Below are 24,896 nucleotides of genomic sequence, written 5' to 3'. Positions count from 1 at the left end.
GGGAAGTGGGTAAATGTCTGGATTTGCGCTGACTGCGGGCTCTGCCGCCGAATGGCTCGACGAGCAGGCACGATCGGCGGGCCGGCGTGCGAACATGGGCGGCGTGACCGTGGCCGACCTCGCTCCCATTCTGCTCGTCCTCGGCGACGAGGAACTGCTCGCCACGCGCGCGGTGACCGAGGCCGTGGCCCGGGCCCGTGCTGTCGACCCCGACGTGGACGTCCGGGAGTACCAGGCGGGGACGCTGGCCGTCGGCGAGATCGACGAGATGCTCAGCCCGTCACTCTTCGGCGGCCGGCGGGTGCTGGTGCTGCACTCCGGCCAGGACGCGCGCAAGGACCTGGTCGCGGCCCTGCTGGCGTACGCGAAGAATCCCGACCCGGACGTCCAACTCGTCGTCCTGCACCTCGGTGGTGCCAAGGGCAAGGCGTTCGCGGACGGGCTGCGGGCCGCCGGCGCCACGGTGGTGCCGGCCGCGAAGCTCAAGGGGCACCGGGAACGGGTGGCCTTCGTGCGCGACGAGGTCCGCCGGGCCGGCGGCAAGTGCACCGACGACGCGGCCGAGGCGCTCATCGCGGCCGTCGGCAACGACATGCGCGAGCTGGCGGCCGCCTGTTCGCAACTGGTTGCCGACACCGACGGGCGGATCGGGGTCGACACCGTGGCCCGCTACTACACGGGCCGGGTCGAGGTGACCGGCTTCACCGTCGCGGACGCCACCCTGGTCGGCGACGTGCCGGCGGCGCTGGAGGCGTTGCGCTGGGCGCTGCACGTCGGCGTCGATCCGGTCCCGATCGCCGACGCCCTCGCCGACGGCGTCCGCACCGTCGCCCGGGTGGCCGCTGCGGGCAGGGGCGACCCCTACCAGTTGGCGGGCACCCTCGGCATGCCGGGCTGGAAGATCAAGGGCGCGCAGCAGCGTGCCCGGGGCTGGACGCCGGAGGGCCTGGTGCTGGCCATGCGGGCCGCCGCAGAATGCAACGCGGCGGTCAAGGGCGGGTCGGAGGACCGTGCGTACGCGCTGGAGCGCGCCGTCTTCCAGGTCGCGGCAGCGAGGCAGGGTGGCAGCCGGTGAGCCGGCTGGCCCGCACGTCGTGGGCGACGGTCCCCTCCGACGAGGACCGGTACCGCCCCCTCTACGCCCGGGCGCTCGGCCTGCGGTTCGTCAACCCCGGCGGGGTGCTCTGCTTCCTCTTCTTCGAGGGTGCCGTCGCGCTGGCCGTCCTGCTCGCCCTGGCCGAGCTGGTGACGTGGTGGTCGGTGCTCGTCCTGCCAGCCGCCGTGGCGGTGATGGTCAAGCTCAACGACGTGGTGGCCGAGGCGGTGGTCCGTACGGCGGCCCTGGTGCCGGAGCAGGAACGCGACCGGTTCCGCCGGCAGATGCAGCCCGTGGTCGGTCGTGCGACGGTACGGAGCGTGGGCACCTGCCCGGCCGGCCCGGCGAGGCTGGGCGCGGGCGGCCGGGCGGGCGCGGCCCCGTCGAGCGGCTGGCCGGGTGCGGGGGGTCGGCCGGGTGGCGAAGGCCACGCCGGTGCCGGCCTCGGCCGGGCTGCGATGGGCGTATCGGGCGTGCGCGCCACCGGCGGCGGAGAATCGTCGGGGGAGGTGGCGGGTCCACACGCCTCAGCCGGACAGTGGGACTCGTCGCGAATGAGACCGGGCTCCCGTCACGTCGGGCCGGACGAGGGTGGGGCGATTCCTCCCGCCGGCCGGAGCACGCGCTCCTGATCCGCTCCTGCCCCTGACCTCTCTCGTGCCCGGTGCCCGGGTTGGCGCTCCGCGCTCGGGTTGGCGCTCCGCGCTCGGGTTGGCGCTCCGCGCCTGGGCTTGCGCCTCGTGTCGGCACCGGGCGAGCGCCTATGGCGAAGCGCCGTCCGATCGCCACGATAGAGGCGGCACCCCTGTTCAGGACGCTATGGAGCTGAGCCGTTCGCGACATCGCTCTGGCCGAGTCGTTCACGACATCAGCTCCATAGGCTCCGCAACGGATCCCCGGCAGGAGAGGCCGGATCGAGCAGGAGAGGCTGGATTCCCGGGCTAGAGGGGCTGGACCTCGGGCAGGAGAGGGCTGGACCTCGGGCAGGAAGGGTTGGAGCCCCGACGAAAGGTGTTGCGTCGGGTTCCGATCCGCGCTCGGCGTGCCGCTTTCCGGTCTCCGCGCCCCGTTTCGCTCTCGCTCCGCAAAACCGGCCTTCATGTCAATGACCTTGCGGGATTGGTCAGGCCTGTTCACGCAATGTCACTGACATGTGGCGGTCCGTCGGCCCCCCGCCCTGCGCGAGCGGCCGGAAGCCGCCGGAAGCTGCGGCAGTTGCGGGAAGACGGGGAAAGCCGGAAGCCCCGGGAGAGTACTCCCGGGGCTTTCCGATTAGGTCCGTGCTCGCCGCCTCAGGCGGAGAACGACGCCACCCGCTTGGCGATGGCCGACTTGCGGTTGGCCGCCTGGTTGGAGTGGATCACGCCCTTGCTGACGGCCTTGTCCAGCTTCCGCGCGGCATCCTGCATCAGCACGGTGGCCTTCTCGGCGTCACCGGCCTCCGCAGCCTCGTGGAACTTCCGGATGGCGGTCTTCAGCGACGACTTGACCGACTTGTTGCGCAGCCGGCGCTTCTCGTTCTGCCGGTTGCGCTTGATCTGGGACTTGATGTTCGCCACGCGACAGCCTCGTCTTGATAGCTCGGGTTGGTCAGCTTATGCGCCCGACGAGCATGCGTCATCGCTGCGCGAATAGCCAGGCTACCAGGTCCCTCGGAACGAGCCAAAACGGCTCACGCCCGCCGCTCTCGGAGCCGACCGGGTTCGCCCTGGTGGGGACTCATCGGGGTGCCGCTGGCCCCGTGGACCAGCGCTCGAACGGCAGCGGTCAACCCTGCTGGGCGGCGGTCCAGCGCTGTCGAGCGGCGAGCCACTCCAGCGCCCGCTCGCCGCTCCACCGCTGGTGTGTCCGTACGTGCGGGGAGGCGCTCGTCGGGCCGGCCGCGGCCGAGGTGAGCAGGTACCCGGCGAGCGCCGCGAGGGTCACGTCGAGGGCGTCCGGGGGCGCGTCGGCCGCCGCCGGGTGCCCGGCGAAGAGGCCGTCGGCGTCCAGGCCGCTGGCGTGGGCGGTGATCAGCAGGCTGACCAGGTCGAACCAGGCCGGCCCCTGGCAGATCCAGTTCCAGTCGCAGAACCAGGCTCGGCCGGCCCGGTCCACGAGCACGTTGTCCAGCCGCAGGTCGCCGTGGGCCAGGCCGCCGCGCTCGGCGTACCCGGGGAGGCGGGATTCCAGCGCGACCAGCTCGGGCAGTCGGTCCCGCGCCGCAGCCGGGAGTTGTGGCGTCGGCTCCCGGCCGGCGGCCACCTCGGCCCACCAGAGGATGTCCTCCCGGGCCAGGTCGGCGAGGTGGGGCAGGCCGAGCGCGACCAGCTCTGCGGGTGGGTCGGCCAGGGCGGCGGCGACCTCGGCGTACCCGGTCAGGGTGGCGTCGAGGTCGGCCGGGCTCCAGGGCAGGGCGGGGGTGCGGCCGTCTATGGCGTCCAGGCCGAACGCGAACCAGCCGGCCGCCGTGACGGTCCACCTCGGGCGGGGGACCGGCAGCCCGGCGGGGAGCCGGTCCAGGACCGCGGCCTCCCGGGCGTACCAGTCGACGAGGTGGCGCTGCTCGGCCAGGGACGCCGCCTTGACGAAGGTCCGCCGCCCGTCGGCGGTCTCCAGCACGGCGGCGAAGCCCCGGGTGAACCCCGCGCCGGCCACCCGGGCCGCCGCCACGGGCCCGCCCAGCCGGGCGGTCACCGCCGCCCGCAGCCCGGCGGGCAGCTCGGCCCAGTCGGGCCGCAGCGCGGTCGCGTCGTACGGCACCGGGGGGAGTGAGGTCGCGGCCACCACAGCATCGTGCCGCACCGTGGCTGCGGAGCGCCGTGACGTCGGGTGGGAGGCCGCTCTGCCAGACTGCCCAACCATGAGGACCGACGACTTCTGGCAGTTGATCGAGCGGGCCCGCGCCGACGGGGGCGGGGTGGCGGGCGCGGTCGCCGCCCGCGCGGTCGCCCTGCTGGCCGAGCGCGAGGCCGCCGACATCGTCGGGTACGCCCGGCACCAGCACCGGGTGCTCGCGGCGTCCTACCGGGCCGACCTGTGGGGCGCGGCGTACCTGATCAACGGCGGCGCGTCCGACGACGGGTTCGAGTACTTCCGGGGCTGGCTGATCACGCAGGGCCGGCAGGTCTTCGCCCGCGCGGTGGCCGACCCGGACTCGCTGGCCGAGCTGCCGCAGGTCCGGCAGGCGGCGCTGACCGGCGAGGAGTTCGAGGCGGAGCCGATGCTGACGGTGGCCGAACAGGCGTACCGGAAGGCGACCGCCAGCGAGCTGCCACCGGTGGAGCGGGCCCCGTACCCGGCGCTGGAGGAGTTCTGGGACTTCGACGACGAGGAGCAGGCCCGCCGCCACCTGCCGAAGCTCGCCGCCCTCTTCGTCGAGCCGCCGCAGGAGTAGCGCGCGAGGCCGCCGCAGGAAGTAGCGCGCGAGCCGCCACGGGGGCGATCCGGCGAGTCGTCGCGGGAGTGATCCGGCCGCGCCCGGGGCGGCCGGGGCGACGTGGGAGCATAGAGGGGGCCGGCGTCGCGTCGGCTCGCTCACGTCAGCCGATCAGAACGGACCGCTGTGCCACCGACGCTCGATTCCGGCGCGAACGCTCCTGGTGCCACCGACCCGGGGCGCATCAGGAACTTCTGCATCATCGCCCACATCGACCACGGCAAGTCGACCCTGGCCGACCGGATGTTGCAGCTCACCGGCGTGGTCGACCCCCGGCAGATGCGTGCGCAGTACCTCGACCGGATGGACATCGAGCGCGAGCGCGGCATCACGATCAAGAGCCAGGCCGTCCGGATGCCGTGGACGATCCGCGAGGGCGAGCGGGCCGGCGAGCAGGCCGTGCTCAACATGATCGACACTCCGGGGCACGTCGACTTCACGTACGAGGTGTCCCGGTCGCTGGCCGCCTGCGAGGGCGCGCTCCTGCTGGTCGACGCCGCGCAGGGCATCGAGGCGCAGACCCTGGCGAACCTCTACCTGGCGCTCGAGAACGACATGCGGATCATCCCGGTGCTCAACAAGATCGACCTGCCGGCCGCCCAGCCCGACAAGTTCGCCGAGGAGCTGGCCCACCTGATCGGCGGGGACCCGGCCGACTGCATCCGGGTCTCCGGCAAGACCGGCGACGGCGTGCCGTACCTGCTGGACGAGATCGTCCGCCAGCTCGCCCCGCCCGTCGGCGGTGACGCCGAGGCCCCCGCCCGCGCGATGATCTTCGACTCGGTGTACGACGTCTACCGGGGCGTGGTCACCTACGTCCGGGTGATCGACGGGCGGATCAGCGCCCGCGACCGGATCAAGATGATGTCCACCGGCGCGGTGCACGAGCTGCTGGAGATCGGCGTCATCTCGCCGGAGATGGTGAAGGCCGAGGCGCTCGGCGTCGGCGAGGTGGGTTACCTGATCACCGGCGTGAAGGACGTCCGCCAGTCGCGGGTCGGTGACACCGTCACCATCAACTCCCGGCCGGCGACCAGCGCGCTGGGCGGCTACAAGGACCCGAAGCCGATGGTCTACTCGGGCCTCTACCCGATCGACGGGTCCGACTACCCGAACCTGCGCGAGGCGCTGGACAAGCTCAAGCTCAACGACGCCGCGCTCGACTACGAGCCGGAGACCTCGGGCGCGCTCGGCTTCGGCTTCCGCTGCGGCTTCCTGGGCCTGCTGCACCTGGAGATCATCCGGGAGCGGCTGGAGCGGGAGTACAACCTGGACCTCATCTCCACCGCGCCGAACGTGGTCTACCGGGCCATCACCGACGACGGCCAGGAGATCGTGGTGACCAACCCGAGCGAGTACCCCACCGGCAAGATCGCCGAGGTGTACGAGCCGGTCGTGCGGGCCACCGTGCTCACCCCGAACGACTACGTGGGCGCGGTGATGGAGCTGTGTCAGGGTCGGCGGGGCAACCTGCTCGGGATGGACTACCTCTCGGCCGACCGGGTGGAACTGCGCTACAGCCTGCCCCTCGCGGAGATCATCTTCGACTTCTTCGACCAGTTGAAGAGCCGCACCAAGGGCTACGCCTCGCTGGACTACGAGCCCTCGGGGGAGCAGGCGTCGGACCTGGTCAAGGTCGACATCCTGCTGCACGGCGAGCCGGTGGACGCGTTCAGCGCGATCGTGCACAAGGACAAGGCGTACAACTACGGCGTCACGATCGCCGCGAAGCTGCGCAACCTGATCCCCCGGCAGCAGTTCGAGGTGCCCATCCAGGCGGCCATCGGCAGCCGGGTGATCGCCCGGGAGACCATCCGCGCCATCCGCAAGGACGTGCTCGCCAAGTGCTACGGCGGTGACATCAGCCGCAAGCGCAAGCTGCTGGAGAAGCAGAAGGAGGGCAAGAAGCGGATGAAGATGGTGGGCCGGGTCGAGGTTCCCCAGGAGGCCTTCATCGCCGCGCTCTCCTCCGACTCCGACGGCAAGGCCACCGGCAAGAAGTGAGCCTGCGCAGCGGCGCGCGGTAGCGCCGTGCCGCGGCTGTCCCGGCGCGTACGGGAGAAATTTTTCGCCCTCTTCCGCGGCGGTGCCGCAGGTCGATGGGAGCCCTCCCACCTGGGATTTCTCCCCGCGCGGAGGGCCGGGGCGGCCGCTGGCGGTGGTATGGGACGAGGGTGCTCGTGGACGTCGTGGTTTGGGTTTTCGGGTCATCGGGAACTTAGCGGTCACCACAGCAACAACACACTCTTGTAACACCATCTTGAGGAGGAGAGCGACCGTGGAGCTCACCGTTTGGGGCATCGTCACCGCCATCGTCGTTGGTCTCATCGTCGGCGCGCTGGGCCGCCTGGTGGTTCCGGGCCGGCAGAACATGCCGATCTGGCTGCACCTGCTGATCGGTGTGGGCGCCGCGCTGCTCGGCACCGTGCTGGCCCGCGCCATGGGGATCGCCACCGAGACGGCCGGGATCGACTGGGCCGAGCTGCTGGTCCAGGTTGTGCTGGCCGCCATCGCGGTGGCGCTGGTCGCCGGGGTCGGCCGTCGCCGGAGCGTCACCCACCGGTAATCGCCCCATCGCTCATCTTTCTGACGGGCGCCCGACCTTCCCCGGTCGGGCGCCCGTTCGCATGTGTACCGCCGAGGCGCGCTCCCATGTGCACGGAGGGCCCCGCTCGCCTCTGCACGGCGGGTTTCGGCCGTCGTCGAACCGCCCGAACGTCGCATCGCTGCGGTACGGTCGCCTCGCTCCGCGTCACCCACTGTCGTAAAGGAATTTTTCCTACTATGGTGCGGCGGAGAAGGTTAGTGCCAAAACGGCGCGAGGGAGATGTGGCGTGAACAGGTGGAAACGGCTGGCCCCGGTCACCGCCGTGGTGGCGTCGGCCGCGATGGTGCTCGCCGGTTGTGGCGGCTCGGGGGACGACGAGGCGGCCGACAACAGCAAGCTGACGGTCTGGATGATGGGCGAGGGCGGCGCGGCGCAGACCGCCTTCCTCGACGGCGTCGAGGCCGAGTTCAAGAAGAAGCACCCCGAAACCGACGTGGTCGTGCAGTACGTTCCCTGGCTCGAAGCGCCGAAGAAGTTCCAGGCGGCGCTCGCCGGGGGTGAGGGCCCGGACGTGACCGAGCTCGGCAACACCGAGACTCAGGGCTGGGCCGACCAGGAGGCGCTGGCCGACGTGACGGCCAAGTTCGGCGGCTGGGCCGAGGGCAAGGACATCCTCCCCGGCCTGGTCAAGAACGCCCAGCTCGACGGCAAGCAGTACGGCGTGCCGTGGTACGCCGGCGTCCGCGCGCTCTACTACCGCACCGACTGGTTCGCCGAGGCCGGCGTCAAGCCGCCGACGAGCTGGGACGAGCTGGTGACCGTGGCGAAGGCCGTCCAGGCCAAGAAGCCGGGCACCTACGGCATCGCGCTGCCGGGCAACTCGGAGCTGCCGTTCTACTCGTTCCTCTGGGGCGCGGGCGGCGAGATCGCCACCCAGCAGGGCGACACCTGGAAGTCCGGCTACAACACCCCGGAGGTCCAGAAGGCGGTCAAGTACTGGACCGAGCTGGTCACCGTGCACAAGGTCGCCCCGCCGGCCGCCGCCGCCTGGAACGAGATCGACGCCCGGACGCAGTTCGCCACCGGCAAGGCGGCGATGGCCTTCGCCGGCAGCTGGCAGGGCGCGGCGATCAAGAAGGACAATCCCGAGATCGAGAAGGTCTGGGGCACCTTCCCCATCCCCGGCCCGGACGGCAAGCCCGCACCGGCCTTCGCCGGCGGCTCGGACATCGCCCTGTGGAAGGACAGCAAGAAGCAGGACCTCGCCTGGGACTACCTGACCGTGCTGCTGAGCAAGCAGAAGGACAAGGAGTTCGCCAGCAGCCTCGGCTTCTTCCCGGTCTACTCCGACCTGGTCACCGGCGGCGAGTACGCCAACGACAAGGTCATGGCGGCGTTCGCCACCACCATGCAGAACACGAAGCTGACCCCGCTCACTCCGAAGTGGGTCGAGGTCAGTCGCACCAAGACGGTGACCCAGGCCATGAACAGCTCGGTCATCAAGGGCCAGAAGACGGTCGAGCAGGCCACCGCCGAGGCTGCCACCGAGATGGAAAGCGTCCTCAACGCGAAGTGAGCACGCTGATCCAGGCGCCGGAGGCGTCCGCCGCGCGGGAGACCCCCGTGCGGCGGCGCCGCCGGGTGGACCGCCTGCCCTACCTGCTGCTGCTGCCCTGCCTGGTGATCATCGGCGTGCTGCTGTTGTGGCCGCTCGGCCAGGTCGTGGCGATGTCCTTCTTCAAGCTCAACAACGTCCGGCAGTTGCGCGGCGACCGGGAATGGCCGTGGGTCGGCTTCGGCAACTACGCCGAGATCCTCAGTGACCCGTTCTTCCTCACGGTGCTGCGCAACACCGTCCTCTTCGCCGTGGCCAACGTGGCGCTGACGATGGTCCTGGGCACCCTGGTCGGGCTGCTGCTCAACCGGCTGGGCAAGCGGATGGCCACCTTCGTGTCCAGCTGCGTGATGCTGGCCTGGGCCACCCCGGCGCTGACCGGCACCATCGTCTGGAAGTGGCTCTTCGACGACACCTCCGGCCTGGTGACCTGGCTGTTCAACGCCCTGCCCGACGGGCTGTCGAACGCGCTCTTCGGCCGCGCCGACTGGACCGGCTACGGCTGGTTCAACTCGCCGCTGCTGTTCTTCTCGATCCTCACCCTCGTGGTGGTCTGGCACTCGTTCCCGTTCATCGCGGTCAGCGTGCTGGCCGGGCTCAAGAGCGTGCCCGGCGAGCTGCACGAGGCCGCCCGGGTCGACGGGGCCAGCCCGTGGAAGGTGTTCTGGAAGGTCACCTTCCCGCTGTTGCGCCCGGTCTTCGGGATCCTGGTGGTGCTCTCCACCATCTGGGACTTCAAGGTCTTCACCCAGCAGTTCGTGCTGGCCGGCGGCACCCAGGACCGCTCGACGTTCATGCTCTCCATCTACTCGTACGCCGAGGCGTTCTCCCCACCCCCCAAGTACGGGCTGGGCGCGGCGATCGCCGTCATCCTCACGCTGATCCTGCTCGTGGTGACCGGCCTCTACGTGCGGATGGTGCTCAAGCAGGAGGAGGAGCTGTGAAGCGCGGCACGGTGGTGAAGCGGGTCGCCCTCAACGGCGCGGGCCTACTGGTGGCGCTCTTCGCGGCGTTCCCGGTCTACTGGATGATCGCCACGTCGCTCAAGCCGAACCGGGAGATCTTCTCGGCCACGCCCCGGCCGGTGCCGACCGAGCCGACGCTGGATCACTACCGGCAGATCCTGACGGGCAACCTGATCCCCGGCGTCACGTTCGGCGACTTCTTCCTCAACAGCGTCCTCGTGGCGGGGGCGACCGTCCTGCTCGGCGGCCTGGTCGCCCTGCTGGCCGCGACGGCGGTGGCCCGGTTCCGGTTCAAGCTGCGCACCAGCTTCCTGATCCTGCTGCTGGTGGTGCAGATGATCCCGCTGGAGGCGCTGGTCATCCCGCTGTTCCTGATGATCCAGCGGCTGGGCCTCTACAACACCCTGCCCAGCCTGATCCTGACCTACCTCGGCTTCTCGTTGCCGTTCGCGGTCTGGATGCTGCGCGGCTTCGTGGCCGCGGTGCCGAAGGAGCTGGAGGAGGCCGCCGCGATCGACGGGGCGACCCGGTTCCAGACCTTCCGCAAGGTCCTCTTCCCGTTGGTCGCGCCCGGCCTGGTCGCCACCAGCATCTTCTCCTTCATCACCGCCTGGAACGAGCTGATCTTCGCGCTGACCTTCATCAACGACCAGGACCGCTACACCCTCCCGGTGGCGATGACGTTCTTCTTCGGCCGGGACGACACCGCCTGGGGACCGGTGATGGCCGCCTCGACGCTCTTCACCCTCCCGGTGATCATTTTCTTCCTGCTGGTGCAGCGCCGAATGGCCTCCGGCCTGGTCTCCGGCGCCGTCAAGGGCTGAGACGGGAAACAAGCCGGTCGCGGGGGCGTCCGGGTGGGTCCTAGGCTGACGCCATGACGGGCAGGCTGATGACGGTGAACCTCGCCGTGGTGACCGAGGCGCCGTGGGCGGACGGCGCGGGCGGCCGCAGCGGGATCGACAAGCGACCGGCCGACGGGCCGGTGCTGCTGCGGGCCGACGGGGTGGCCGGCGACTTCGTCGGCAACACGGTCCACCACGGCGGCCCGGACCAGGCGGTCTACGCGTACGCCACGGAGGACGCGGCCTGGTGGGCTGCCGAGATGGGCCGCGACGTCGTCCCGGGGGCGTTCGGCGAGAACCTCACCACGTCCGGAGTGGACGTCACCGGGGCGCTCGTCGGCGAGCGGTGGCAGCTCGGGTCGGCCCTGCTGCAGGTGACCAAGCCGCGCACGCCGTGCAAGACGTTCGCCGGGTTCTGGGGCGTACCGGACATGATCAAGCGGTTCACCGCGCGGGGGACGCCCGGGGCGTACCTGCGGGTGCTGCGCGACGGTGAGGTCCGCGCGGGCGATGCGGTGCGGGTGGTGGAGCGGCCGGCCCACGGGGTGACCGTGGGGGAGGTGTTCCGGGCGATCACCACGCAGCCGGAGCTGCTGCCCCGGCTGCTCGACGTCCCCGAGCTGCCCGAGTCGCTGCGCCGCAAGGCCGAGCGCCGCCTCGGCTGACCCGCCCCGGGCCGGCCGCCGCCCCGGGTGGCGGGCGCGGGCTTCGCGGACCACATCGCAACACAGCGGACCACATCGCAACACAGCGGACCGCACCGGGGCGCTGCGAACGGCACCCGGACCTGGCGAAGGGCGTCCTGCCGCGCCGGAGGCGTCGACAGGGCGCCCTTCGCCACGCGGTCAGCGCAGCCAGGGGATGTTGCGGTCCAGCAGGCCGCGCTCCTTGAGCTCCTTGCGCAGCGGGATCTCGTCGTCGATGTACCCGTCCCAGTTGATGCCCCAGTAGTTCGCGGTGTGGGTGCCCTCACCGCAGAGCTGGCGCTGCACCGGCGTGCGGTTGGCCCACCACTCGCCCTCGGGGTCGATGTGCAGCTCGTCCAGCGGGCGGATCCACCGGTAGGTGTAGCCGACGAAGAGCATCTTGCGGGTGATCGTGGAGAGGTTCGTCGACCGGGAGTGCCACTGGCGGCGGTCGAAGATGAACGCGTCGCCCGGGTTGGCGGTGATCTCCACCGTGCCCTCCGGGTCGGGGTTGTGCACCGTCAGGTCGTCCGGCCGGGGCAGCGAGTTCCACAGGTGACTGCCCGGGATGACCTTGGTCGCGCCGCGCCCGGTCTCCGACAGGTCGGAGAGGACGTACGCCACCTTCAGCGAGAACATCGGCCGGGGCAGGTTCGGGTCCATCGTCTCCGGGTCGGAGTTCTGCCGGTACCCGTCCTGGTGCCAGCCCCAGTACGGCTTCTCCGGCTCCGCCGCCGGCGGGGTGACGTCCAGGTGGTTGTGGTGGGTGTAGATGTTCCACCCCGCCAGGCCCCACATGTACGGGAAGGCGATCGGGTGGGTGAGGAGCTGGCCGAAGAGCTCGTCACGCTCCAGGAAGCCCAGCAGGTGCAGGGTGCCGTCCTTGGTGGTGCTGCCCTTGGCCTTCTCCTCCGCGTACACGCGGTCGACGGCCTCCTCCAGGGCGGCCCGGTGGTCCTCCGTCAGCACGTTTCGCAGCAGGAGGAAGCCCTGCTCGTGGAACTCCTTGCGATCCGTGTCGCTGATCGGTTCGTAGCCGGTCCGGCCGTCGTAATCGAACACCGCGTAGTACCCCTCCCCATTAGGGTGAAACCATCTCTCGTACAGCCCGCCGATGGTACTGCTCCCGGATCGTGCGGTGGGGAGCGCGCCCGGGGGCCCGGGGCTCGGGGCGACCAACGGCAGCGGAACGGGCGCGCAGAGTCACGATTACGCTCTACTTTGGCCGTAGTTGCGAGGTATGCGGAATTGCGCGGTCACCGTCAGTCGCGCCGACCCCGTGCGGGGAACCGGTTACCGCCGGGCCCCTGACGGCCGACCGCGCCCACCGTGACACCTCGGCCGGGCCCGGGTCAGGCGTCGGAGAAGACCTCGGCCAGCACCCGTCGATCGGTCGACTGGGCGTCGGCCACCCGGTTCCAGGTGCCGCCCTGCGCCGTCCATTCCAGCCCGTCGAACCGGACCCGCTTCACCCCGTGGTTGGAGGCGTGCGAGACCAGCCAGTACGCGTACCGCCAACCGTTGCGCTGGTCGGCGGCCGGGACGGTGAGCCCCGGCAGGTCGGCCTGCGCCACCGCCTCCGGCAGCCCCCAGTCGAGGTTCAGGCCCCGGTTCAGGGCCGCAGCCGCAGCCTCGCCGCGCATCACCGGCGGCGACCCCACCGTGCAGGCCACCGCGCCGGTGGCCGCGCCGAGCAGCGCGCGGGTCAGCACCTGCGACTCGTCGGCCCACTTCTCGTACGCCTCCGGATAGGCGGAGCGCTGCACCCTCTGGGCGGCCTCGGTGACCCGCAGCTGCTCCCAGCCGCGCACCCGGTTCAACGCGGCGTAGAACTTCCTGGTCGCGTAGCGCGGGTCGCCGATCTGCTGCACCGTGCCCCAGCCCTGGCTCGGGCGCTGCTGGAACAGCCCCACCGAGTCCCGGTCGCCGTCGGCGACGTTGCGCAGCCCCGACTCCTGGTAGGCGGTGGCGAGCGCCACCACGACGGCCCGCTCCGGCATCTTCCGCTGGGTGCCGATCGCCGCGATCGTGGCGGCGTTGGCCATCTGGTCGGCGTCGAGCCGCACCTGACCGTCGGCCCGCACGACGCAGCTGCGGCCGGCGAGGGGGAGTCGTAAGCCGTCACCGACCTGTCGAGCCATCAGCCAGATCCCGACGACGGCGACGACGGCAATGACGAGACCAGCCGCGATGACTGTCCGGATACGCACCCACACCCCCTGCTCGACGGCTTCGCCAAGAGTACGTCGGGCCAACCGCCGTCGGGTCGTCCGACCGGTTGACCTGGGCGTAGGGCGCGTCGACCATCTCCGGCGTCCATCGCCCGGGGCACCCCGGCAACCCGAGCGGGGGTCCCCCGACGGACGGTCAGGAGGTTGGCGGAACCCAGCTCGCGTCGCGCTTCTCCCGGAACGCCAGCACCCCCTCACGCCCCTCGGCGGAGAGGAAGTACCCGGTCGACAGCTCGGCAAGCTCCGCGATCTCGGCGCGCAGGTCGGAAGCCTGCGGCCGGCGCAGCAGACCCTTCGCCCCGGCCAGGGCGTTCGGCGCGCCGCGCACCAGCGACGCGCAGACCCGCCGCACCGCCGCGTCCAGCCCGTCCGCCGGCACGGCCGCGGTGACCAGGCCGATCTCGGCGGCCCGCCGGCCGTCGAAGGTGTCGCCGGTCAGGTACAGCTCGGCGGCGGCGCGCGGGGCCAGCCGGGGCAGCACGGTCGCCGAGATCACCGCCGGGATCACCCCGATCCGGACCTCGGTGAAGGCGAACGTCGCCTCCTGCGCGCAGAGCGCCAGGTCGGCCGCCGCGATCACGCCCAGCCCGCCGGCCCGCGCCGGCCCGGCCACCCGGGCCACCACCGGCTTGGGGCACTCCCAGACCGCAGCCAGCACGTCGCCGAGCATCCCGGCCGGCACCGTCCCGCTGGCGTACGCGGCGGCGGTCTCCTTCAGGTCCGCCCCCGAGCAGAAGACCGGGCCGGTGTGGTCGAGCACGACCACCCGGACCGCGTCGTCGGCGACCGCGTCGGCCAGCCCGGCCAGCAGCTGCGTCATCAGCGGCGTGGAGAGGGCGTTGCGGTTGTGCGGACTGTTCAGGGTGAGGGTGGTCACCCCACGGGCCGTGGCGACCCGCACGAGCGCGTCGGAGGAGGTCATGCGGGCACACTAGTTGCCATGCCCGGCGTCCTTCCAGAAGGCGAGCCCGTCCCCGTCGACGGCTCGCTGCCCACCACCGCCACCCGCGCCGTCGGGGCGCGCGGTTTCGGGGTGTACGTGCATGTGCCGTTCTGCGCCAGCCGCTGCGGCTACTGCGACTTCAACACGTACACCGCCGACGAGCTGGGCGGCGGAGTCAACCGCGAGTCGTACGCCGACACGGTCCTCGCCGAGCTGGCCCTGGCCGGCCGGGTGCTGGGCGACACCCCGCCGCCGCGGGTCGACACCGTATTCGTCGGCGGCGGCACCCCCACCCTGCTGGCCGCCGACGACCTGGCCCGCATCCTCGACGGCATCGACCGCACCTGGGGGCTGGCCGCCGACGCCGAGGTGAGCACCGAGGCCAACCCGGAGTCGGTCACGCCGCAGTCGCTGAGGACCCTGCGCGCCGCCGGGTACACCCGCATCTCGCTGGGCATGCAGTCCGCCGCGCCGGGGGTGCTGGCGATCCTCGACCGCCGGCACAGCGCCGGCCGGGCCACCGCCGCCGCCGCCGAGGCCCGCGACGCCGGGTTCGACCACGTCAACCTCGACCTGATCTACGGCACGCCGGGGGAGAGCGCCGAGGACTTCGCCGCCTCCCTCGACCAGGTCGTCGCCGCCGGGGTGGACCACGTCAGCGCGTACGCCCTGATCGTGGAGGACGGCACCCGGCTGGCCGCGCGGATGCGGCGCGGCGAGCTGCCGTACCCCTCCGACGACGTGGCGGCGGACCGCTACCTGGCGGCGGAGGCCGCCCTGGGCGCGGCCGGTTTCTCCTGGTACGAGGTGTCCAACTGGGCGCGGACGCCGGCCGGGCAGTGCCGGCACAACCTGCTCTACTGGGCCGGCGCGGACTGGTGGGGCCTCGGCCCGGGGGCGCACAGCCACGTCGGCGGGGTGCGCTGGTGGAACGTCAAACACCCCAGCGCGTACGCGAAGCGCCTCGCGGCGGGCGTCTCGCCCGGCCTGGCCCGGGAGGTGCTCACGCGCGGCGAGGCGCAGATGGAGGACGTGATGCTGCGGCTGCGGCTCGCCTCCGGGCTGCCGCTGGACGTGCTGGACGACGCGGGCCGGGCGGGCGCGGCGCGGGCGCTGGCCGACGGGCTGCTCGACCCGGCCGGGCACGCGGCCGGCCGGGCGGTGCTCACCCTGCGCGGCCGGCTGCTGGCCGACGCGGTCGTCCGCGACCTGCTGCCCTGAGCGCACCCACCCCCGCGCCGGTCACCGGGCGCGGCCGGTCGGGGCGCGGGTGGGTGACACCGGCCGGCCGCCGGGAGCGGCCGACCGGGGTTCACTTGACGAAGCTGGCGGTCATCGGATAGCGGTAGGGCTGCCCGTCGTTGGCCTTGATCCCGGCGACGATGCCGAAGATGATGCCGACCACCATCGCGGCGAAACCGATGAAGGCGCCGATGAAGATGCAGCTCAGGATCCAGCCGACCACTGCGATGACCGACCAGAGCAGCTGGAAGTTCAGGGCGGCGACCGCGTGGGCGCGGACGGTCGGCGACTGGTTGCCCCGGGCCAGCAGCACGATCAGCGGCGCCACCCAGCCCAGCACCCCGCCGCCGAGGAACATCCCGGCCGCGCCGCCGAAGTGCGCGACCATCGCCCAGGTCTTCTCCTCGTTGCCGGCCGCGCCGCCGTAGCCACCGCCGGCCGGGTATCCGCCAGCCGGGTATCCGCCGGCCGGGGGGTAGCCACCGGGCGGCGGGTAGCCGCCGGCGGTCGGAGGCTGGCCGCCGGGCGGGACGTCGCCGCCGGGCGGGGGATAGCCGCCGGCGGAGGGCTGGTCGCCGGGCGGGGGAAAACCAGCGGGCGGGGGAAAACCGCCGGGCGGGGGGAAGCCAGCGGGCGGGGGGAACTCGCCGGGCGGGGGGTAGCCGCCCGCCCCGGAGCCACCGTGCAGCGGCGCGGTGGGGGGCTCGTCCGCCGAGGAGCCGTACGGTGCAGGCGACGGGTTCGGCTCCGGCGGGTAACCGCCGGGGTCGCCCGAGCCGGGAGGACGAGGTGCGTCAGTCATGCCCGTCACGGTAGGGGCTACCGGCAACCGGGTACCAGGGCGACACTGGTCGGGCCCCGTGCTTCGACCCGAGCACGACCCCGCGTCGGCCGGACGACGGCCCCGTCTCGGCCGAACGACGCCACCCTGCCGGTCGGCGGACGGACCGTCGGTGCGTCCTCGATCTTACCGAGGGCGGGACGGGGACGTAGACTGGCACTCGCTACGAACGAGTGCCAGGCTTCGGCCATCGGCGGGCAGGCCGGCCCGGTTGCCCGCCGCGATGCCGGGCACGACGTGCGACAGGAGGTGGTGGAGTGGGTCTGGACGACCGCAAGCTCGCCGTGCTCCGCGCGATCGTCGAGGACTACGTCGCCACGCAGGAGCCGGTCGGCAGCAGGGCCCTGGTGGAGCGGCACCAGCTCGGCGTCTCGCCGGCGACGGTGCGCAACGACATGGCGGTGCTGGAGGAGGAGGGCTACATCCGGCAGCCGCACACCAGCGCCGGCCGGGTGCCCACCGACCGGGGTTACCGCCTCTTCGTCGACCGGCTCAGCCGGGTCAAGCCGCTCAGCCCGGCCGAGCGCCGGGCGATCGAGCGTTTCCTGGTCGGCGCGGTCGACCTCGACGACGTGGTGCACCGCACGGTCCGGCTGTTGGCGCAGCTCACCCGGCAGGTCGCCGTGGTGCAATATCCGTCGCTGGCCCGTTCCTCCGTGCGCCACCTGGAGCTGGTGCCGATCTCCACCACCCGGCTGATGCTGGTGATGATCGCCGACACCGGCCGGGTCGAGCAGCGGCTGGTGGAGCTGCCCGCGCCGGTGCCCGCCGACGACGTCACCGACCTGCGGCGGCTGGTCAACGAGAAGCTGGTGGGCAGCCGGCTCTCGGAGACCCCGCCGCTGGTGCAGGCGCTGGTCGAGGAGTCGGCGCCACACCTGCGACCGGCCATGACCACGCTCGCCACCGTGCTGCTGGAGACGCTGGTCGAGCGGCACGAGGAGCGGCTGGCGCTCGCCGGCACCGCCAACCTCACCCGAGGGGGCCTGCTGGACTTCCAGGGCTCGCTGCGGCCGATCCTGGAGGCGCTGGAGGAGGAGGTGGTCATCCTCAAGCTCATCGGCGAGGCCGAGTCGAGCACGACCCGGGTCCTCATCGGCGACGAGAACGAGATCGACAACCTGCGGGCCGCCTCGGTGGTCAGCACCGGATACGGTCCGGGAACGACCGTCGTCGGCGGCCTCGGGGTGCTCGGCCCCACCCGGATGGACTACCCCGGCACCATCGCCACGGTGCGGGCCGTGGCACGCTACGTGGGCGAGCTGCTGGCCCAGAACTGACCAGTCAGGGCCGACGGCCGGCTCCGGCCGACGACCGGCGCAACGCGAGACGAACATGAGGACACGGAACGCAGTGGCCAGGGACTACTACGGCATCCTCGGTGTGAGCCGGGAAGCCTCCGATGACGAGATCAAGCGCGCCTACCGCAAGCTGGCGCGGCAGTTCCACCCGGACGTGAATCCGGACCCGGAGGCACAGGAGAAGTTCAAGGACATCAACGCCGCGTACGAGGTCCTCTCGGACGATCGGAAGCGGCAGATCGTCGACCTGGGCGGCGACCCGCTCGCCCCGGGCGGCGGGGGCATGGGCGGCCCGGGTGGCCCCGGCGGCGCCGGGCCGTTCGTCGGCTTCCAGGACATCATGGACGCCTTCTTCGGCGGCGCGGGCGGCGGCGCGCGGGGCCCGCGCCCGCGTACCCGGCCGGGGGCCGACGCGATCCTGCGGCTGGAACTGGACCTGCACGAGACCGCGTTCGGCGTCGAGGCGCCGATCACCGTCGACACCGCCGTGCTCTGCACCACCTGCTCCGGCGCGGGCACGGCCGCCGGCACCCACCTGGCCACCTGCGAGGCGTGCGGGGGCCGGGGCGAGGTGCAGTCGGTGCAGCGCACCTTCCTCGGCCAGGTGGTCTCCGCCCGGCCGTGCACGGTCTGCCAGGGGTACGGCACGACGATCCCGCACCCCTGCCCGACCTGCGCCGGTGACGGGCGGGTCCGTACCCGCCGCTCGCTGACCGTCAAGATCCCCGCTGGCGTCGAGGACGGCATGCGGATCCGGCTGGCCCAGCAGGGCGAGGTCGGTCCGGGTGGCGGGACGGCCGGCGACCTCTACGTGGAGATCCACGAGCGCCCGCACGACGTCTACTCGCGCAAGGGCGACGACCTGCACTGCCGGGTCACCGTCCCGATGACCGCCGCCGCGCTCGGCACCCGGCTGACCATCAAGACCCTGGACAGCGAGGAGACGGTCGACGTCAAGGCCGGCACCCAGCCGGGCAGCACCCTGCGGCTGCGCGCCCGGGGCGTGCCGCACCTGCGCGGCACCGGCCGGGGCGACCTCTACGTCCACCTCGACGTGCGGACGCCGACCAAGCTCGACGCCGACCAGGAGCGGATGCTGCGCGACTTCGCCAAGACGCGCGGCGAGGAGGTCGCCGAGCTGACCAAGCAGGGCGGCTTCTTCTCCCGGATGCGCGACGCCTTCAACGGCCACCCCTGATCGACGCCGGGCCGCCCGTGGCCGCCACGGCCCGGCCCGGCGGCACTCGGCCACCCCTGATCGACCTGGCCGCCCCGGTCTCCGGCCGGGGCGGCTAACCTGACGTCGTGTCCGCGCCGCTGTTCCTGGTCGAGTCGCTGCCCACCGCCGACCAGCTCACCCTGGACGGCCCCGAGGGGCACCACGCCGCCACCGTGCAGCGGCTGCGCGTCGGCGAGGAGCTGCTGCTCGCCGACGGCCGGGGCGGCACCGCGTCCGCCGTGGTCACGGCCGTCGGCCGGGGCAACCTCACCCTCGACGTCACCTCCCGGGGGTACGCCGACGCGCCCGTGCCCCGCCTCGTGGTGGTGCAGGGCATCGCCAAGGGCGACCGGGGCGAGCTGGCCGTGCAGGCGATGACCGAGGTCGGGGTGGACGAGATCGTCCCCTGGTCGGCGTCCCGCTCGGTGGCGCAGTGGCGCGGCGACCGGGGCGCGCGGGCGCGGGAGAAGTGGGTGGCGACGGCCCGGGAGGCGGCGAAGCAGGCCCGCCGGCCGTGGCTGCCCGTGGTGGCCGGCTCGCCCGACGAGTCCACCGCGACGGTGGCCCGCCGGATCGCCGGTGCCGCCGCCGCGTTCGTCCTGCACGAGGAGGCGCGGGAGCGGCTGACCACCGCCGAGCTGCCCGACGCGGGCGAGATCGTGCTGGTCATCGGCCCGGAGGGCGGCATCGCCGAGGCGGAGCTGACCGCCTTCGCCGAGGCCGGCGCCCGCCCGGTACGGCTGGGCCCCTCGGTCCTGCGCACGTCGACGGCAGGGGTGGCCGCCCTGGCAGTCCTTGCCACCCGCCTAGCCCGCTGGTAACCCCACCCCCCACCCCCCACCCCCCACCCCCCTCCCCCCTCCCCACCCCACCCCCGCCTCTCTCCCCACCCCACCCACCCCGCCCCGCCGATCATGGACTTGTGGTGCCTCGCAAAAGCTGCATCCCGGGCATTCCGCCCACCATTACTCCATGATCGACGGCGACGGCGGGGGCGACGGCGGGGGCGGGGGCGGGGGCGGGGCGGGGTGCGGCCGGGGTGTATCGCCCTGCCCGATCGTGAGTGGCCGTCGGTCTGCCGGAGTCACTTGACGGGGCTCGCTGATCCCTGCACTATTTCACTATTCGAATAGTTAAGGGGGGCGGAGTTGATCGAGTTCCATCTGGATCGCGGATCCGGGGTCTCCACCTATCTGCAACTCGTCCACCAGGTGAAACATGCTCTTCGGCTGGGGGTTCTCCAGCCCGGCGACAAGCTTCCCACCGCCAAGGAGGTGGTGGCGCAGTTGGCGATCAACCCCAACACGGTGCTCAAGGCGTACCGGGAACTCGAGCGGGAAGGGCTCGCCATCGGTCGCCCCGGGCAGGGCACCTTCGTGCGCCGGTCCCTGCGGACCGTCGACGCGGCCGAACAGGCCCGGCTCGCCACCCAGTTGTCCGCCTGGGTCGACCGGGCCCGCCAGGCCGGGTTGGACCAGGACGGCGTGGAGGCGCTGTTCGCATCGGTGTTGCTGGACTCGTTTCGGAGGACGGCGTGAGGGCGAGCGAGGATGGGGTCGTTGTGAACCTGCCGGGCCTGGGCGGGTCTGCGGAGGAGCGACCAGCCCGTGAACGACCGGGCGGAAACGCGCTGGAGGCGACCGGGCTCGGCAGGCAGTACGGCCGGACCTGGGTGCTGCGCGACGTCTCGGTGGCCGTACCCGCCGGCCGGGTCGCAGCGCTGGTCGGCCCCAACGGGGCGGGCAAGACGACCTTCCTGCACATGATCGTCGGACTGCTCCCACCCACCCGGGGGGCGGTCCGCGTCTTCGGCACGACGGTGGGGCGCGACGGCGCCGCGCTCTCCCGCGTCGCGTTCCTGGCCCAGGAGAAGCCCCTCTACGAGGGTTTCACCGTCGCGGAGATGATGCGGTTCGGTCGGGTGATGAATCCGAACTGGGACGACGCCCTGGCCCGCCGCAGGCTCGACGAGTTGAGGATCCCGCTCGACCGGCGGGTGGCGAAGCTCTCCGGCGGCCAGCAGACCCAGGTGGCGCTCACCCTCGCCATCGCCAAGCGGCCCGACCTGCTGGTGCTGGACGAACCGCTCGCCGACCTGGATCCCCTGGCGCGTCACGACGTGACGAGCGGCCTGATGGCCGCCGTGGCGGAGACCGGCATGACCGTCCTGCTCTCCTCGCACGTGGTGCCCGACCTGAAGGACACCTGTGACTGGCTGGTCGTTCTCAACGGCGGCCGGGTGCAGGTCAGCGGGGACATCGACGACCTGCTCTCCGAGCACCGACTCCTGACCGGTCCGGCGGACGGCGCCGAGGCGGTGGCCGCCCGCCTGCCCGTCGTCACCCGCAGCAGCATCGGCCGGCAGGCCACGTTGCTGGTCCGTGGCGCGGGTGCCGTCCCGGACCGCAGGTGGACTGAACGCTCACTGTCCCTTGAGGACCTCGTCCTGACGTACCTGCGTGACCCCGACGCCGCGGCGCTGCCCCGCCCCGCCATCGTCCCGGCGAACTGAGAACGGAGAGCAAGATGGTCTGGCTGACCTACCGGCAGCACCGCGCCCAACTGGTGGTCACCTTCGGGACACTGCTCCTGCTCGGAGGGACACTCCTCGGCTCTGCCCTCGAAGCCAGCTCGTGGGCGGCGGGGCACGCTCCGGACGGTTGTCCGGGGTCCTCGTCGGTGTGTCACGACTTCAACCGTGGGATGTTCGACCGTTACCACGCCGTCTACCAGGTCTTCGGCTACCTGCCGTTGGTAGGGCCGGCACTGATAGGCGCCTTCTGGGGTGCGCCCCTCGTGGCCCGGGAGCTGGAGCGCGGCACGTTCCGCCTGGCGTGGACCCAGTCCGTGACGACGCTACGCTGGATCCTCGTCAAGCTCGGCCTGCTCTCCGTGGCCGTCATGGTCGCCGGGACAGCCCTGGCGGTGATGGTAGGCCGGTGGAACACGGTGTTCGAGGGTGCCTTCCCCGACTCCTCCCTCACCAACCCCGGCAAGTTCAACATCGTCGGCCTTGCGCCTGCCGCGTGGTGGCTCTTCGCGTTCGCGGTCGGCACCGCCGCCAGCGCCATCCTGCGCCGCACCGTGCCAGCCATGGCGGTCACCGTCGCGGTGATCGCCATGGCCATCCCCGCGGTGATCGTCAGTCAAGACTTCTACGCCAAGCCGGACCGACAGGTCGGCGTGAGCAGGGACACCCTCATCGCCAACGGGGACGTCATCGTCGCCGAGATGTGGGTGGCCCCGGACGGCCGGGTGGTCGACGGCTCGCCGTCCGGCGTGTGCCCACCCGCCGCCGGCGTCGACCTGTCGTCGAGCCGGTCCGAACTCGCCGAACACGACTGCCTGCTCGCCAAGGGATACAAGACGGCCTTCGACGTCCATCCAACGAGTCGATTCTGGTTGTTCCAGTTGCTTCAGGCCCTCCTGCTGGTCGGCGGCGCCGTCGTCCTGCTCGTCGTCACGGTGCTCCGGACGCTGCGCCTGCATTGATGGTGGGTCAGGTGCGCAGGTAGGACGCGCCGTTGAGGTCCACGATGGTGCCGGAGGCCCACTGTGCCTCCGGGCCGGCCAGCCAGTGCACGGCGGCGGCGATCTCGTCGGGGTGGGCCACCCGGTCGAAGGGGCTCTGCGCGCGGATCGCGTCGCCCCGGGGTGACTTCAGGTGCTCGTTGGTCATGTCGGTCTCGACGAAGCCGGGGGCGACGGTGGCCACCGCGATGCCGTACGGGGCGAGGGCCACCGCGAGGGACTGGGCCATCGCGTTCATCCCCGCCTTGCTGGCGCCGTACGCGGGGTTGGCGGGCTCGCCCCGGAACGCGCCCCGCGAGGAGACGTTGACGATCCGCCCGCCCCGGTCGCGCATGTGCTGGGCGGCGCACCAGGAGGCGTTCGCGGCACCGAAGAGGTTCGTGTCGAGCACCTCCCGCCAGCGCTGCCGCCACTGCTCGTAGGTGGCCTCGAAGACCGGGTGCGGGGGGTCGGCCGGGCCGTACACCCCGGCGTTGTTGACCAGCACGTCGAGCCCGCCGAGGCGGGCCGCCGCGTCGTCGACCATGGCCCGTACGGCGTCGGGGTCGGTCAGGTCCGCGCGGACCACGACATGCCCGCTGCCCGGCAGCTGCGCGCGCAGCTGTTCGGCCAGCTCCGCCGAGTCCCGGTGGTGGATCGCCACCCGGTCGCCGCCCGCCGCGAACCGCCCCGCCACCGCCCGCCCGATGCCGCGCGAGGCCCCTGTCACCAGTACCGCCCGTGAAGTCACGCCGCCATCATGCCCGAGTCGGCGGGGCGGCCTTATCATGCCCCGATGGGATCCGACTGCCTGTTCTGCCGCATCGTCGCCGGGGAGATCCCGGCGACGGTCGTCCGCGAGACCGACACCACCCTGGCGTTCCGGGACATCGACCCGAAGGCCCCGGTGCACGTGCTGGTCATCCCCAAGGAGCACTACGCCGACGTGGCGGCCCTGGGCCAGGGCGACCCGACGCTGGCCGGTGAGCTGCTGGCCACGGCCGCCGCCGTGGCCGAGGACGAGGGGCTGCTCGGCGACGGCTACCGGCTGATGTTCAACACCGGGGCGTACGGCGGCCAGGAGGTCTTCCACGTCCACGCCCACGTGCTCGGCGGCGCCCCGCTCGGCCCGATGCTCTGCCGCTGAGGGGCCATCCCCGGCGGCGGATGGAGCCTTGTGCTGCGGGCGTGACTGAGATCGACGGGCGCCTGGAGCGGACGGTGCGGCGGGCGCAGGCCGACGGGCGGTGAATGGGCGAGGTGGCACCGCGCGGGAGAAGATAGGATGGGGGCAACGTCCGAACGCCCGGCCAGCAGGCCCGGCGCCGAGAGCGAGAGCAGGTGGCGCAGGGCCCTTCGGCCCGACCTATGACCGGCACCCCACCTCCCCGCCCGCCCCAGGCGCAGACCAGGATCACCGTCCCCGATCCCAAGATCATGGTCAACCTGCTGGGCGCTGGCGACGAGATCCTGCGACTCGTCGAGCGTTCGGTCACCAGCGACGTGCACGTCCGCGGCAACGAGATCACCATCACCGGGACCGTCGCGGACAATGCCCTCGCCGAGCGGCTCTTCAGCGAGCTCATCGAACTGATCGAGAAAGGCGAGACCCTGACCACTGACGCCGTCCGGCGTACCGTCGGCATGCTCGAGCAGGGCGGCGCCGAGCGGCCCGCCGAGGTCCTGACGCTCAACATCCTCGCCCGACGCGGCCGCAACATCCGCCCCAAGACCCTCGGGCAGAAGCAGTACGTCGACTCCATCGACGGGCACACCATCGTCTTCGGCATCGGCCCCGCCGGCACCGGCAAGACCTACCTGGCGATGGCGAAGGCCGTCCAGGCGCTCCAGGCCAAGCAGGTCGACCGGATCATCCTGACCCGGCCGGCGGTCGAGGCGGGGGAGCGGCTCGGCTTCCTGCCCGGCACGCTGAACGAGAAGATCGATCCCTACCTGCGCCCGCTCTACGACGCGCTGCACGACATGCTCGACCCGGAGACCATCCCGAAGCTGATGGCGGCCGGGACGATCGAGGTCGCGCCGCTGGCGTACATGCGGGGCCGGACGTTGAACAACGCGTTCATCATCCTCGACGAGGCGCAGAACACCACGCCCGAGCAGATGAAGATGTTCCTCACCCGGCTCGGCTTCGGTTCCAAGATCGTGGTCACCGGCGACATCACCCAGGTCGACCTTCCGGGCAGTACGAGCAGCGGTCTGCGCGTCGTCCGGGACATCCTGGGTAACGTCGAGGACGTGCACTTCGCGCAGCTCTCCAGCGCCGACGTGGTGCGGCACCGGCTGGTCGGGGAGATCGTCGACGCGTACGCCCGCTGGGACGCCGAGCGGGAGAACCAGCAGGCGCAGGACGCGCCCACCGCGCCGGGGCGCAGCGCCCAGGGCGGCCGGGCCGGCCGACGCCGTCAGACCTAGGGA

General features: G+C 72.2%; 24 protein-coding genes and 1 pseudogene. 18 read left to right on the top strand and 7 right to left on the bottom strand.

Translation table 11 applies throughout. From position 1 onward, the window contains the following. Nucleotides 1-94: 94 nt before the first annotated feature. On the top strand, nucleotides 95-1,075 hold the full coding sequence (holA, locus tag ACLQ2V_RS26515; RefSeq protein WP_425721300.1) for a DNA polymerase III subunit delta: 981 nt from the start codon (nucleotides 95-97) through the stop codon (nucleotides 1,073-1,075). 5 nt (nucleotides 1,076-1,080) lie between these two features. After that, a pseudogene (locus tag ACLQ2V_RS26510) lies at nucleotides 1,081-1,411 on the top strand (hypothetical protein); the annotation flags it as partial. A gap of 977 nt (nucleotides 1,412-2,388) precedes the next feature. On the opposite strand, the gene rpsT reads toward ACLQ2V_RS26510, so the two are convergent. Both rpsT and ACLQ2V_RS26500 read right to left on the bottom strand, forming a co-directional pair. Further along, the gene (rpsT, locus tag ACLQ2V_RS26505) at nucleotides 2,389-2,655 is read right to left on the bottom strand and encodes a 30S ribosomal protein S20 (RefSeq protein ID WP_425721299.1); all 267 of its coding nucleotides are present in this window, start codon (nucleotides 2,653-2,655) and stop codon (nucleotides 2,389-2,391) included. Between the two features lie 208 nt (nucleotides 2,656-2,863). After that, nucleotides 2,864-3,940, bottom strand: a complete 1,077-nt coding sequence (locus ACLQ2V_RS26500) for a phosphotransferase family protein (RefSeq protein WP_425721298.1) — start codon at nucleotides 3,938-3,940, stop codon at nucleotides 2,864-2,866. Between ACLQ2V_RS26500 and ACLQ2V_RS26495 the strand changes: the two genes are divergently transcribed. The 7 genes from ACLQ2V_RS26495 to ACLQ2V_RS26465 all read left to right on the top strand — a co-directional run bounded on the left by ACLQ2V_RS26495 (nucleotide 3,939) and on the right by ACLQ2V_RS26465 (nucleotide 11,152). Further along, nucleotides 3,939-4,472, top strand: a complete 534-nt coding sequence (locus ACLQ2V_RS26495; RefSeq protein ID WP_425721297.1) for a DUF4240 domain-containing protein — start codon at nucleotides 3,939-3,941, stop codon at nucleotides 4,470-4,472. The genes ACLQ2V_RS26500 and ACLQ2V_RS26495 overlap by 2 nt on opposite strands. Nucleotides 4,473-4,640: 168 nt before the next feature. Then, entirely contained in the window at nucleotides 4,641-6,518 is a 1,878-nt protein-coding gene (gene lepA, locus ACLQ2V_RS26490) for a translation elongation factor 4 (RefSeq protein ID WP_425721296.1), read from the top strand. A 274-nt stretch (nucleotides 6,519-6,792) separates the two neighbouring features. Then, nucleotides 6,793-7,080, top strand: a complete 288-nt coding sequence (locus ACLQ2V_RS26485) for a GlsB/YeaQ/YmgE family stress response membrane protein (RefSeq protein ID WP_425721295.1) — start codon at nucleotides 6,793-6,795, stop codon at nucleotides 7,078-7,080. Between the two features lie 268 nt (nucleotides 7,081-7,348). Next, nucleotides 7,349-8,638 (top strand): sugar ABC transporter substrate-binding protein, encoded by a 1,290-nt coding sequence (locus ACLQ2V_RS26480; protein ID WP_425721294.1) that lies wholly within the window; start codon nucleotides 7,349-7,351, stop codon nucleotides 8,636-8,638. Further along, nucleotides 8,635-9,621 carry a carbohydrate ABC transporter permease gene (locus ACLQ2V_RS26475; protein ID WP_425721293.1) on the top strand — a complete coding sequence of 329 codons (987 nt, stop codon included), beginning with the start codon at nucleotides 8,635-8,637 and terminating at the stop codon, nucleotides 9,619-9,621. The genes ACLQ2V_RS26480 and ACLQ2V_RS26475 overlap by 4 nt, the downstream gene beginning before the upstream one ends. Before the next feature lie 11 nt (nucleotides 9,622-9,632). Then, entirely contained in the window at nucleotides 9,633-10,466 is an 834-nt protein-coding gene (locus tag ACLQ2V_RS26470; RefSeq protein WP_425721335.1) for a carbohydrate ABC transporter permease, read from the top strand. A gap of 53 nt (nucleotides 10,467-10,519) precedes the next feature. Beyond that, nucleotides 10,520-11,152, top strand: a complete 633-nt coding sequence (locus ACLQ2V_RS26465) for an MOSC domain-containing protein (protein ID WP_425721292.1) — start codon at nucleotides 10,520-10,522, stop codon at nucleotides 11,150-11,152. A gap of 180 nt (nucleotides 11,153-11,332) precedes the next feature. On the opposite strand, the gene ACLQ2V_RS26460 is transcribed toward ACLQ2V_RS26465, so the two are convergent. The 3 genes from ACLQ2V_RS26460 to ACLQ2V_RS26450 all read right to left on the bottom strand — a co-directional run bounded on the left by ACLQ2V_RS26460 (nucleotide 11,333) and on the right by ACLQ2V_RS26450 (nucleotide 14,326). Beyond that, nucleotides 11,333-12,235 carry a phytanoyl-CoA dioxygenase family protein gene (locus tag ACLQ2V_RS26460; protein WP_425721291.1) on the bottom strand — a complete coding sequence of 301 codons (903 nt, stop codon included), beginning with the start codon at nucleotides 12,233-12,235 and terminating at the stop codon, nucleotides 11,333-11,335. A 290-nt stretch (nucleotides 12,236-12,525) separates the two neighbouring features. Next, nucleotides 12,526-13,389 (bottom strand): hypothetical protein, encoded by an 864-nt coding sequence (locus ACLQ2V_RS26455; RefSeq protein ID WP_425721290.1) that lies wholly within the window; start codon nucleotides 13,387-13,389, stop codon nucleotides 12,526-12,528. Nucleotides 13,390-13,540: 151 nt separating this feature from the next. Continuing rightward, a complete protein-coding gene (locus tag ACLQ2V_RS26450) occupies nucleotides 13,541-14,326 on the bottom strand; it encodes an enoyl-CoA hydratase-related protein (RefSeq protein ID WP_425721289.1) in 786 nt (261 codons plus the stop codon). An 18-nt stretch (nucleotides 14,327-14,344) separates the two neighbouring features. Between ACLQ2V_RS26450 and hemW the strand changes: the two genes are divergently transcribed. Continuing rightward, the gene (gene hemW, locus ACLQ2V_RS26445; RefSeq protein WP_425721288.1) at nucleotides 14,345-15,568 is read left to right on the top strand and encodes a radical SAM family heme chaperone HemW; all 1,224 of its coding nucleotides are present in this window, start codon (nucleotides 14,345-14,347) and stop codon (nucleotides 15,566-15,568) included. Between the two features lie 91 nt (nucleotides 15,569-15,659). Here hemW and ACLQ2V_RS26440 read toward each other — a convergent pair whose 3' ends face one another. Then, nucleotides 15,660-16,391: a DUF4870 domain-containing protein gene (locus ACLQ2V_RS26440; RefSeq protein WP_425721287.1), complete on the bottom strand. Its 732-nt coding sequence runs from the start codon at nucleotides 16,389-16,391 to the stop codon at nucleotides 15,660-15,662. A 296-nt stretch (nucleotides 16,392-16,687) separates the two neighbouring features. Here ACLQ2V_RS26440 and hrcA point away from each other — a divergent pair, with 296 nt between their 5' ends. From hrcA to ACLQ2V_RS26410, 6 genes are all read left to right on the top strand, one after another. After that, nucleotides 16,688-17,710 carry a heat-inducible transcriptional repressor HrcA gene (gene hrcA, locus ACLQ2V_RS26435; RefSeq protein WP_425721286.1) on the top strand — a complete coding sequence of 341 codons (1,023 nt, stop codon included), beginning with the start codon at nucleotides 16,688-16,690 and terminating at the stop codon, nucleotides 17,708-17,710. 73 nt (nucleotides 17,711-17,783) lie between these two features. Further along, on the top strand, nucleotides 17,784-18,929 hold the full coding sequence (gene dnaJ, locus ACLQ2V_RS26430; RefSeq protein ID WP_425721334.1) for a molecular chaperone DnaJ: 1,146 nt from the start codon (nucleotides 17,784-17,786) through the stop codon (nucleotides 18,927-18,929). A gap of 107 nt (nucleotides 18,930-19,036) precedes the next feature. Next, complete coding sequence (locus ACLQ2V_RS26425) at nucleotides 19,037-19,771, top strand: 16S rRNA (uracil(1498)-N(3))-methyltransferase (RefSeq protein WP_425721285.1); 735 nt, start codon at nucleotides 19,037-19,039, stop codon at nucleotides 19,769-19,771. 327 nt (nucleotides 19,772-20,098) lie between these two features. Beyond that, nucleotides 20,099-20,488: a GntR family transcriptional regulator gene (locus tag ACLQ2V_RS26420; RefSeq protein WP_425721284.1), complete on the top strand. Its 390-nt coding sequence runs from the start codon at nucleotides 20,099-20,101 to the stop codon at nucleotides 20,486-20,488. A gap of 23 nt (nucleotides 20,489-20,511) precedes the next feature. Further along, the gene (locus ACLQ2V_RS26415; protein WP_425721283.1) at nucleotides 20,512-21,462 is read left to right on the top strand and encodes an ABC transporter ATP-binding protein; all 951 of its coding nucleotides are present in this window, start codon (nucleotides 20,512-20,514) and stop codon (nucleotides 21,460-21,462) included. Nucleotides 21,463-21,476: 14 nt separating this feature from the next. Beyond that, nucleotides 21,477-22,442, top strand: a complete 966-nt coding sequence (locus tag ACLQ2V_RS26410; protein WP_425721282.1) for an ABC transporter permease — start codon at nucleotides 21,477-21,479, stop codon at nucleotides 22,440-22,442. A 7-nt stretch (nucleotides 22,443-22,449) separates the two neighbouring features. Here ACLQ2V_RS26410 and ACLQ2V_RS26405 read toward each other — a convergent pair whose 3' ends face one another. Beyond that, a complete protein-coding gene (locus ACLQ2V_RS26405; protein WP_425721281.1) occupies nucleotides 22,450-23,211 on the bottom strand; it encodes an SDR family NAD(P)-dependent oxidoreductase in 762 nt (253 codons plus the stop codon). Nucleotides 23,212-23,256: 45 nt separating this feature from the next. Between ACLQ2V_RS26405 and ACLQ2V_RS26400 the strand changes: the two genes are divergently transcribed. Next, nucleotides 23,257-23,607 carry a histidine triad nucleotide-binding protein gene (locus tag ACLQ2V_RS26400; protein WP_425721280.1) on the top strand — a complete coding sequence of 117 codons (351 nt, stop codon included), beginning with the start codon at nucleotides 23,257-23,259 and terminating at the stop codon, nucleotides 23,605-23,607. Nucleotides 23,608-23,828: 221 nt separating this feature from the next. Beyond that, on the top strand, nucleotides 23,829-24,893 hold the full coding sequence (locus ACLQ2V_RS26395; protein ID WP_425721279.1) for a PhoH family protein: 1,065 nt from the start codon (nucleotides 23,829-23,831) through the stop codon (nucleotides 24,891-24,893). Nucleotides 24,894-24,896: the final 3 nt, after the last annotated feature.

The sequence above is a fragment of the Micromonospora sp. DT233 genome, assembly GCF_049841815.1.
Taxonomy (GTDB): domain Bacteria; phylum Actinomycetota; class Actinomycetes; order Mycobacteriales; family Micromonosporaceae; genus Micromonospora.
This window is presented reverse-complemented; position numbering and strand designations above follow the sequence as displayed.

Coding starts and splice junctions, on each gene's coding strand:
- holA (WP_425721300.1), top strand. CDS start 95: ATGGGCGGCGTGACCGTGGCCGACCTCGCTCCCATTCTGCTCGTCCTC.
- ACLQ2V_RS26500 (WP_425721298.1), bottom strand. CDS start 3,940: ATGGTTGGGCAGTCTGGCAGAGCGGCCTCCCACCCGACGTCACGGCGC.
- hemW (WP_425721288.1), top strand. CDS start 14,345: ATGCCCGGCGTCCTTCCAGAAGGCGAGCCCGTCCCCGTCGACGGCTCG.
- ACLQ2V_RS26395 (WP_425721279.1), top strand. CDS start 23,829: ATGACCGGCACCCCACCTCCCCGCCCGCCCCAGGCGCAGACCAGGATC.
- ACLQ2V_RS26440 (WP_425721287.1), bottom strand. CDS start 16,391: ATGACTGACGCACCTCGTCCTCCCGGCTCGGGCGACCCCGGCGGTTAC.
- ACLQ2V_RS26450 (WP_425721289.1), bottom strand. CDS start 14,326: ATGACCTCCTCCGACGCGCTCGTGCGGGTCGCCACGGCCCGTGGGGTG.
- ACLQ2V_RS26495 (WP_425721297.1), top strand. CDS start 3,939: ATGAGGACCGACGACTTCTGGCAGTTGATCGAGCGGGCCCGCGCCGAC.
- ACLQ2V_RS26410 (WP_425721282.1), top strand. CDS start 21,477: ATGGTCTGGCTGACCTACCGGCAGCACCGCGCCCAACTGGTGGTCACC.
- ACLQ2V_RS26400 (WP_425721280.1), top strand. CDS start 23,257: ATGGGATCCGACTGCCTGTTCTGCCGCATCGTCGCCGGGGAGATCCCG.
- ACLQ2V_RS26465 (WP_425721292.1), top strand. CDS start 10,520: ATGACGGGCAGGCTGATGACGGTGAACCTCGCCGTGGTGACCGAGGCG.